This is a genomic window from Kitasatospora sp. NPDC051164 (genome assembly GCF_044455625.1).
Lineage (GTDB): Bacteria > Actinomycetota > Actinomycetes > Streptomycetales > Streptomycetaceae > Kitasatospora.
Window position 1 is genome coordinate 1 of sequence record NZ_JBITFB010000085.1, and the last position, 10,825, is coordinate 10,825.

2 protein-coding genes are annotated in these 10,825 nt (G+C 75.4%); both read left to right on the forward strand.

Annotated elements, in window-relative coordinates; genetic code table 11:
- Positions 1 to 4,290: SDR family NAD(P)-dependent oxidoreductase (locus ACIBEC_RS46995; RefSeq protein WP_396290835.1), on the forward strand; the 4,290-nt coding region annotated here is incomplete at its 5' end.
- 79 nt (positions 4,291 to 4,369) lie between these two features.
- Positions 4,370 to 10,825: type I polyketide synthase (locus ACIBEC_RS47000; protein WP_360510025.1), on the forward strand; the 6,456-nt coding region annotated here is incomplete at its 3' end.

Here is a 10,825-nt window from a genome sequence, read left to right on the forward strand (position 1 = left end):
ACGGCACTGGTCGACGGGCTGATGGGTGAGGGGGTGCGGGCGCGTGTGATCGAGGTCGACTACGCGTCGCATTCCGCGCACGTGGAGGAGATCCGCGAGCGGTTGCTGTCCGATCTGGCCGGCATCGTTCCTGTCTCGGGTTCGGTGCCGTTCTTCTCGACGGTGACGGGTGGTTGGCTGGACACGAAGGCCCTGGACGCGGAGTACTGGTACCGCAATCTCCGGGAGACCGTCGAGTTCGGGAAGGCCACGGAGACGTTGTTGGGGGAGGGCTTCCGGTTCTTCGTGGAGTCCAGCCCGCACGCGGTGTTGTCGGTTGCGGTGGGCGAGTCGGTGGAGGCCGTGGGTACGGATGCCGCGGTGCTGGGGACGCTGCGTCGCGGGGAGGGCGGCCTGGCTCAGGTGCTGCGGGCGGTGGGCCGTGCGTGGGAGCGCGGGCTGGGGGTGGACTGGTCGGGTGCGTTCCCGGGGGCACGGCGTGTCGAGCTGCCTACCTACGCCTTCCAGCGCAGCCGCTACTGGCTCGACGTTCCGACCACGAGCTGGGACGTCGCCTCGGCGGGTCTCGCCACGACCGGGCACCCGCTGCTCGGTGCGGCGACGCAGGTCGCGGACTCCGATGAGCTGCTGCTCAGCGGCCGGATCTCGCTGCGTACCCACCCCTGGCTCGCCGACCACGCGGTGTCGGGCGTCGTCCTCTTCCCCGGCACGGCGTTTCTCGAACTCGCGCTGCGCGCCGGGGCCGAGGCGGACTGCCCGGTGGTCGAGGAACTCACCCTCGGATCGGCGCTCGTGCTCCCGGAGGAGGGAGCCGTCCACCTACAGCTCCGGGTGGCCGCACCCGACGGCGACGGTCGGCGCAGGCTCGGCGTGTTCGCCCGTACGACACGGGACGCCGACGCGCCCTGGACCGAGCACGCCACCGGCACCCTGGCACCCCGGCCCGCCGGGGACCCGGCCGGAGCCGCGGCCGGTCTGCTGAGCTGGCCGCCGTCCGGTGCCGAACCCGTGGACACCGGCGACCTCTACGAGCGGTTCGCCGAGGCCGGCTACCACTACGGCCCCGCCTTCCGCGGCATCCGTGCCGCGTGGCTCCGCGGCGGCGAGGTGTTCGCCGAGGTGGTGCTGCCGCAGCCGCAGCACGCCGACGCCGCCGGATGCGTGCTGCACCCCGCGCTGCTGGACGCGGCCCTCCAGATCGCCGCACTGCTGCCCGACCAGGACGGCCGGGCCCGGCTGCCCTTCAGCTGGAACGGCGTGACCAGCGGGATCACCGGGGCCACCACGCTGCGCGTGCGGCTCGCCACCGACACGCCGGACACCGTGACCCTGCACGCCCACGACCTGTCCGGACGGCAGGTGCTCGGCGTGGAGGCCCTGCTGCTGCGGCCTCCGGCCGCCGGCGGGCCGCTCTCCGCGACCGCCTACGCCGACCTGCTGTACCGCCTCGACTGGACCCCGGCCACCGACCCGGCGGACAGCGCCGTGCCCACCTGGGCCGCCCTCGGCGGTGCCGTCCCCGGCGCGGTGTCATGGCAGGACATCGGCGCCCTGGGGGCCGCCCTCGAAGCGGGCGCCGCCCTCCCCGAGGTGATCGTGGCGGCCGTCGCCACCGCCGACCTGCCCCACCCCGCCGACCGGGTCCGGGCCACCGCACACCAGGGCCTCGCCCTCGTGCAGCAGTGGCTGGCCGACGAGCGGTTCGCTGCGGCCAGGCTGGCCCTGCTCACCAGGGACGCGGTCCGTACCGGACCGGTCGACCGTCCCGTCGATCCCGCCCAGGCCGCCCTGTGGGGCCTGGTGCGCAGCGCGCGGGCCGAGCACCCCGGGCGCTTCGTCCTCATCGACGCGGCCGGGGCCGGCGAGCCGGCGGACGCCCTGCCTGCGGCGCTCGCCGCCGGGGAACCCGAGCTGGCGCTGCGGACCGGCCCGCCGCTGCTGCCGCGGCTGGTCCGCGGCGGACGGCCGGACGGCACGCTGTCCCTGCCGGACGGCGCCGCCTGGCGGCTCACCACCGACGGCCGGGGCTCCCTCGAGGACATCGCGGCGGAGCCCGCTCCGGCGGCCCTCGCCCCGCTGGGCAAGGGTGAGGTACGGATCGCGGTGCGCGCCGCCGGGCTGAACTTCCACGACGTCATCGCCGCGCTCGGCCTGGACCCCGACCCCGAACAGCAGGGTCTGGGCAGCGAGGGCGCCGGAACCGTCATCGAGGTGGGCCCGGGTGTGGACGACCTGGTACCCGGGGACCGGGTGATGGGGATCTTCGGGGGCGCGTTCGGCCCGACCGCCGTCGCCGACCGCCGTACCGTCGCCCGGATACCGGCGGGCTGGTCCTTCGCCCGTGCCGCATCCGTGCCGGTGGTGTTCCTCACCGCCTACTACGGTCTGTTCGATCTCGGCGGACTGCGGCGCGGGGAATCGGTACTGGTCCACGCCGCGGCCGGCGGTGTCGGCATGGCGGCGGTGCAACTCGCCCGGCACGCCGGTGCGCGGGTGTTCGCGACCGCCTCCCCCGCCAAGTGGGACGTCCTGCGGGCCGGCGGACTGGACGCCGCGCACATCGCCTCGACCCGTACCACCGACTTCGCCGAGACGTTCCTGACGGCCACCGGCGGGCGGGGCGTCGACATCGTACTCGACAGCCTGGCACGGGAGTTCGTCGACGCCGGTCTGCGGCTGCTGCCGAACGGCGGCCGGTTCGTGGAGATGGGCAAGACCGACGTCCGCGACCCCGAGACGGTCGCCCGGCAGCACCCCGGGGTGCGCTACCGGGCGTTCGACCTGATGGAGGCCGGTCCGGAGCGCATCGGCGAGATGCTCGCCGACGTCCTGGACCTGTTCCAGCAGGGAGTGCTGCGTCCTCTGCCCGTCACCGGCTGGGACGTCCGGCAGGCCCCGGCCGCCCTGCGCTCGCTCAGCCAGGCCCGGGGCGTCGGCAAGAACGTCCTGCTGCTGCCCGCTCCGCCGGACCCCGAAGGGACTGTCCTGGTCACCGGGGCCACCGGCACCCTGGGACGGCTCCTGGCCCGGCATCTGGTCGTCGCGCACGGCACCCGGCACCTGCTGCTGGCGGGCCGCCGGGGCGGATCCGCCGACGGTATACCGGAGCTGGTACGGGAACTGACCGGGCTCGGGGCGTCGGTGACCGTCGCAGCCTGCGACGTCGCCGACCGCGCCGCGCTCGCCGCCCTGCTCGGGTCGGTGCCCGCCGCGCACCCGCTCACCGCCGTCGTCCACGCGGCCGGTGTCCTGGACGACGCCACGATTGTGGGGCTGACTCCGGACCGGCTCGACCGCGTCCTGCGGCCCAAGGCGGACGCGGCGCTGGCCCTGCACGAACTCACCCGGGAGCTCGACCTCGCGGCGCTGGTCCTGTTCTCCTCGGGTGCCGCCCAGTTCGGCGCGGCCGGGCAGGCGAACTACGCCGCCGCCAACGCGGTCCTCGACGCCCTCGCCGCCGAACGCCGGGCCGAGGGGCTGCCCGGCCTGTCCATCGGCTGGGGCCTGTGGGAGGAGCGCAGCGAGATGACCGCCGCGGTCACCGCGGGCCGGGGCGCCGGGGCGGGCGCGCTGACCTCGGCGGAGGGCCTCGCCCTGTTCGACGCGGCACTGGGCTCCCCGTACGCCTACCGGCTCGCGGCCAGGATCGCCCCGTCCGTGCTGCGGGCGGACGACCGACTGCCCGCCGTGCTCCGCGGCCTGGTCCGCCCCGCCCGTACCGGTTCCGCCTCCGCCGCTGCGCCGGCCCGCTCGATGGCGCGGCAGCTCGCCGAGCTGCCCGAGGCCGAGCTGTACCGGACCCTGCTCGACCTGGTGCGCGGCAACGCCGCGGCGGTGCTCGGCCACAGTTCGCCGAACCTGATCCGCCCGGCCCGCCCGTTCAAGGACGTCGGCTTCGACTCCCTCACCGGGGTCGAACTGCGCAACCGGCTGGTGTCCTCGACCGGGCTGCGGCTGCCGGCCGCGCTCGTCTTCGACCACCCCACCCCGGAGGCACTGGCACGCCACCTCGCCGAGCGGGCCGCCGCCGCCCGCCCGACGGGCGACGCGGCGGTCCGGGCCGGGCTCGACACCCTGGAGGCCCTGCTCGACGCCCTGCCGCCGGACGGCGTCAGCGACGAACTCGCCGCCCGGATACGGGAAGTGCTGTCCCGCCCGCTGCCCGGCGGGACACCGGCCACCACCGCCCGCCCCACGGGCGACTTGGACGACCTGGCCCCCGACCTGATCGAGGCGGCCAGCGACGACGAGGTGTTCGACTACATCGACCGGCAGTTGGGATCCGCATGACCAGGGCACCGGTCCACGCCGTCCGCGCACCCCGCGCAGCCCGAGACGAAAGCAGCGGTGTCCAGTGAGCGACCAGAGGATGCGCGACTACCTCAACCGGGTGACCATCGACCTGCGGGACACCCGGCAGCGGCTCCGGGAGGCCGAGGCCCGCACGAGCGAGCCGATCGCGATCGTGGCGATGAGCTGCCGCTTCCCCGGCGGCGTCCGCACCCCCGAGGACCTGTGGGAACTGCTCGCCGAAGGCCGCGACACCATCGCGCCGGTCCCCGGCGACCGGGGCTGGGAGACCGCCTGGCCGTCCGGCGGCACGGTCCCCGGGCGAGGGGCGTTCCTGGACGGCGCGGCGGACTTCGACCCGGAGTTCTTCGGCATCTCGCCCCGTGAGGCGGTCGCGATGGACCCGCAGCAGCGGCTGCTGCTGACTGCGGCCTGGGAGGCCGTCGAGCAGGCCGGCATCGACCCGCTCACCCTGCGGGGCAGCCGTACCGGGGTGTATGTCGCGGCCATCGACCAGGGGTACGCGACGCTGGGCTCCGGCGCGGCCGAAGCCGTCCAGGGGTTCCTGATGACGGGGAACTCGATGAGCGTGATGTCCGGGCGGGTGTCCTACGCGCTCGGTCTCGAAGGCCCGGCCGTCACCGTGGACACCGCCTGTTCGGCCTCGCTGGTGGCGCTGCACCTCGCTGCGCGGGCCCTGCGGGCCGGTGAGTGCTCGCTCGCGCTCGCCGGCGGGGTCAGCGTGATGGCGCTGCCGGCGGTGTTCGTCGAGTTCAGCCGGCAGGGCGCGATGTCCCCCGACGGCCGCTGCAAGCCGTTCGCGGCGGCCGCGGACGGCACCGGCTGGGGCGAGGGCGTGGGGATGCTGCTGCTGGAGCGGCTGTCGGACGCGCGCCGCAACGGCCGTACGGTGCTGGCCGTGCTGCGCGGCTCGGCCGTCAACCAGGACGGCGCCAGCAACGGCCTGACCGCCCCCAACGGCCCCTCCCAGCAGCGGGTCATCCGGGCGGCCCTCGCCGACGCCGGACTGACCGCTTCCGAGGTCGACGCGGTGGAGGCGCACGGCACCGGTACCACCCTCGGCGACCCGATCGAGGCCGATGCGCTGCTGGCCACCTACGGCCAGGACCGGCCCGCCGGGCGTCCGCTGTGGTTGGGGTCGCTGAAGTCGAACATCGGGCACACCCAGGCCGCCGCCGGGGTCGCCGGGGTTATCAAGACGGTGCTCGCGCTGCGGCACGGCGTCCTGCCCCGCACCCTGCACGTGGACGCGCCCACCCCGCACGCCGACTGGTCCTCGGGCGCCGTCGAACTCCTCACCGAGGCCCGCGACTGGCCCGCCGTCGACCGGCCGCGCCGGGCCGGGGTGTCCTCGTTCGGCATGAGCGGCACCAATGCGCACGTCGTCCTCGAACAGGCACCGGAGCCGGAACAGACCGACGGACCGGAAGCAGCGACCGACGGCCCGGACACCGCAGCCGGGGCGGGCGCGCCCGGGGCCGTGCTGCCCTGGGTGCTGTCCGGCCGCACCGCGTCCGCGCTCGGGGACCAGGCGGGCCGGCTGCGCGCCCGGCTCGCCACGGACGCGCCCGCACGGGCGGCCGACATCGGGTTCTCGCTGGCGACCACCCGGTCCGCTTTCGAACACCGGGCCGTGGTGATCGGCGACGGGCGCCCCGCACTGCTGGACGGCCTCGCCGCCCTGTCCGGGCCGGGCACGGACCTCTCCACCGCCCCGGCCACGCCCGCTGACGTCGTCGCGGGCATCGGCCGGGTCGTCGAGGGCCGGACGGCACTGGTGTTCCCCGGCCAGGGCTCCCAGTGGGCCGGCATGGCGCGGGACCTGCTCGCCACCAGCCCCGCGTTCCGGGACCGCCTCGCCGCCTGCGACGCCGCCCTCCGCGCCCATGTCGACTGGCGGCTCCCCGCCGTCCTGGAGGGCGCGCCCGGGGCACCCTCCCTGGAACGGGTGGACGTGGTGCAGCCGGTGCTGTGGGCGGTGATGGTGTCACTGGCCGCGCACTGGAAGTCCTGGGGCGTCCGGCCCGACGCCGTGGTCGGGCACAGCCAGGGCGAGATCGCCGCCGCCGTGGTGGCGGGAGCGCTGAGCCTGGAGGACGGGGCGAAGGTCGTCGCCCTGCGCAGCCGGGCCATCCGGGCGCTGGCCGGACTCGGCGGCATGGTCGCGGTGTCCCTGCCCGAGGACCGGGTCCGCGCCGAGATCGCCCCCTGGGCCGAGAAGCTGTCGGTGGCCGCCGTCAACGGGCCCGCCGCCGTGGTGGTCTCGGGCGAGACCCGGGCCCTGGCCGAACTGCTCGCCCACTGCGCCGCACAGGGCGTACGGGCCCGGTCCGTACCCGTGGACTACGCCTCGCACTCGGCCCAGGTCGAAGGGATCAGGTCCGAGGTGCTGGCCGCGCTGGCCGGCGTACGCCCGCTCCCGGCCCGGATTCCGCTGTTCTCCACCGTCACCGGCGACCGGCTCGACACCACGGTCATGGACGCCGACTACTGGTACCGCAACCTCCGCGGGACCGTCCGCTTCGATGCCGCCGTCCGCTCCCTGATCGAACAGGGCCACGAGGTCTTCGTCGAGGTGTCGCCGCACCCGGTGCTGACCATGGCCCTCCAGGACACCGCCGAGGCCACCGGCGCCGAGGAGCCGCCCGTGGTCGTCGGCACCCTGCGCCGCGACGACGGCGGACTGCGCCGGGCCCTGCGCTCGGCCGCCGAACTGTGGGTGGCCGGCGCGGCCGTCGACTGGTCCGCGGTCTACGCCGGCACCGGCGCCCGCCCGACCGCTCTGCCCGGATACCCCTTCCAGCTGCGGCGCTACTGGCTGGAGCCGGAGGCGGCGCCCGGCACCGGACCGGCCGCCGCCGACCGGCACGACACGGCCTTCTGGCACATGGTCGACCACGACGCCCCGGCCGAGATCGCCGCCCACCTCGCCGTCGACGAGGACGCCCTCGCCCCTGTCCTGCCCGCCCTGCGAGGCTGGCGCAAACAGCGGCGCGACGAGAGCGTCATCGACTCCTGGCGCTACCGCATCGGCTGGCAGCCCCTGCCCGACCCGCCGGCCGCCACCCCCGCGGCCGGCACCTGGCTCGTCGTCCTGCCCGCCGGACACGACGACGACGCACGGCTACGCGGCCCGCTGCTCGCCCTCACCGAGGCGGGCGCCACCGTCGTCACGGCCGAACTCACCGCCGACGCCGTCCGCCGCACGGACCTCGCGGACACGCTCGCCACCGCTCTCGGCGACCGCGTCCCGACGGGCGTGCTGTCGCTGCTGGCCGCCGACGACCGGCCCCACCCCGACCACCCGGCCTTGCCCACCGGGACGGCACTCACCGTCGCCCTGGTGCAGGCCCTGGGCGACCTCGCCCTCACCGCACCCCTGTGGTGCGCCACCGCCGGGGCCGTGTCCACGGGCCAGGACGACCCGGTCACCCACCCCCGCCAGGCACTGGTCTGGGGCACCGGACTGGTGGCCGCGCTGGAACTGTCCGCCCGCTGGGGCGGACTCATCGACCTGCCGCCGAACCTCGACGCCCGCGCCAGGACCCGCCTCACCGCCGTCCTGACGGCCCCCGGCACCGGCCCGGACGGCCTCGGCCGTGAGGACCAGCTCGCCCTGCGCCCCACCGGCCTGCTGGCCCGCCGCCTCCGGCGCGCCCCCCGGAACGACAGCCGTACGAAGTACTGGAAGCCCCGCGGCACCGTCCTGCTGACCGGCGGCACCGGAGCCGTCGGCCCGCACCTCGTCCGCTGGCTGGCCCGCAGCGGCGCCACCCACCTCGTCCTGCCCGGCCGCCGCGGCCCCCAGGCACCCGGCGCGGCCGAACTCGCCGCGGAACTGGCCGCCCTCGGCGTACGACTGACCCTGCCCGTCTGCGACCTGGCGGACCGTCAGGCAGTGGCGGAACTGCTCACCGGCCTGGACACGGCGGGCGACCCGGTCACCGCCGTCGTCCACGCGGCCGCGTTCGTCGCGCTCGCCCCCCTGGACGGCACACCGATGTCCGCGTTCGAACAGATCGTCGCCGCCAAGGCCGCCGGCGCCGAACACCTCGACGCCCTGCTCGACCGCGAACTCGACGCCTTCGTCCTGTTCTCCTCGATCGCCGGAGTCTGGGGCAGCGGCGACCACGGCGCCTACGCCGCAGCCAACGCCTACCTCGACGCCCTGGCCCAGCACCGCCGGGCCCGCGGCCTCACCGCCACCACCGTCGACTGGGGCATCTGGCAGGCCGAGAACCCCTTCCAGGACCGCATCGCCGGAGCGGACGCCGATCTGTTCAACCTGGAGCAGCACGGCCTGCCCCGGATCGCCCCCGACCTCGCGGTCCACGCCCTGCAACAGGCACTCGACGACGACGAGACCGTACTCGCCGTCGCCGACGTCGACTGGGAGCAGTTCGCCGCCGTCTTCACCTCCACCCGCCGCAGCCCGCTGCTCACCGGCATCCCCGAAGCCCGCCGCGCCCTGGAAGCCGCGACCGGCGACACGGAGGCACCCGCCGCCGCACTGCTGCGCCAACGGCTCGCCGCCCTCGCCGAATCCGAACAGCACCGCCTGCTGCTCGACCTGGTCCGCATCCACGCGGCAGCCGTCCTCGGCCATCCCTCGGTGGACGCGATCCGGCCCGGCATGGCGTTCCAGGACATGGGCTTCGCCTCCCTCACCGCAGTCGAACTCCGCAACCGGCTCAACACCGCCACCGGACTGCGGCTGCCGTCCACGCTGATCTTCGACCACCCGTCGTCCACCGCGCTCGCCCGGGAGATCCGCGCCGAACTGCTCGGCCGGCAGGCCACCGACCCGGACGCCGCCGCGCACCCGCCCGCGCCCGACGACGAGCCGATCGCGATCGTGTCCATGGCCTGCCGCTTCCCCGGCGGCATCGGTACCCCCGAAGACCTGTGGCGCCTGCTCGCCGACGGCGGCGACGCCGTCTCGGACTTCCCCACCGACCGCGGCTGGGACATCGACGTCCTCTACGACCCCGACCCTGACCGCCCCGGCACGTCGACCACCCGGCACGGCGGCTTCCTGCACGACGCCGCCGACTTCGACGCGGAGTTCTTCGGCATCTCGCCGCGCGAGGCCCTGGCCATGGACCCCCAGCAGCGGCTGCTCCTGGAAACCACCTGGGAGGCGATCGAACGCGCCGCCATCGACCCGGCCGCCCTGCGCGGCAGCCGCACCGGAGTGTTCACCGGCGTCAACTACGCCGACTACGCGGCCGTTGTCGCCCAGTCGGAGGAAGGAGACGGCCACCTGCTCACCGGCAGCGCACCCAGCGTCGTATCCGGCCGGGTCGCCTACACCCTGGGCCTCGAAGGGCCCGCCGTGACCATCGACACGGCCTGCTCCTCCTCACTCGTCGCCATGCACTACGCCGGCCGGGCCCTGCGCGGCGGCGACTGCTCCCTCGCCCTGGTCGGCGGCGTCGCCCTGATGGCGACCCCCGGCGCCCTGATCAGCTTCTCCCGGCAACGGGGACTCGCAGAGGACGGCCGCTGCAAGGCCTTCTCGGACGACGCGGACGGCATGGGCATGGGCGAAGGCGTCGGCGTCCTGCTGCTGGAGCGGCTGTCGGACGCCCGCCGCAACGGACACCCGGTACTGGCGGTGGTACGCGGCTCCGCCGTCAACCAGGACGGCGCCAGCAACGGACTCTCCGCCCCCAACGGTCCGTCGCAGCAGCGGGTGATCCGGGCGGCGCTCGCGGACGCGGGCCTGTCGGCGTCCGAGGTGGACGTGGTGGAGGCGCACGGCACCGGCACCACCCTCGGCGACCCCATCGAGGCGCAGGCCCTGCTGGCCACCTACGGCCAGGACCGGCCCGCCGGACGGCCCCTGCTGGTCGGCTCCCTCAAGTCCAACCTCGGCCACGCCCAGGCAGCATCGGGTGTGGCGGGGGTTATCAAGACGGTGCTGTCCATGCAGCACGGGCAGGTGCCCCGCACCCTGCACGTCAGCAGGCCCTCCGGCCACGTCGACTGGACGCGTGGAGCGCTGGCCCTCGCGACCGAGCAGCAGCCCTGGCCGTCCCACGGCCGCCCCTTCCGGGCCGGAGTGTCCTCCTTCGGCCTGAGCGGCACCAACGTCCACACCATCCTCGAACACACCCCCCTGGAGGGCGACGGCCCGCCGGCCGAGCGCACCCCCCTGCCGGCGGTGCCCTGGCTGCTGTCGGCGAAGAGCCCGCAGGCACTGCGCCTCCAGGCCGACCGGCTGCGCCGCCACCTGGACGGCAACCCCGGGGTCGACCCGCGCGACATCGGATCCGCCCTGCACACGCGCACCGCCTTCGAGTACCGGAAGGCACTGGTCGGGGACCGGGACCAACTCCACACCCTGCTGGGCCGGATGGCCGACGACAACTCGGGAGCGTGGGACGGCGGTCGCCCGGTCGACGGCCGTTCGGTGTTGGTGTTCCCGGGTCAGGGTTCGCAGTGGGTGGGGATGGCCGCGGAGCTGCTGGCCGGGTCGGCTGTGTTCGCGGGGCGGATGGCGGAGTGCGAG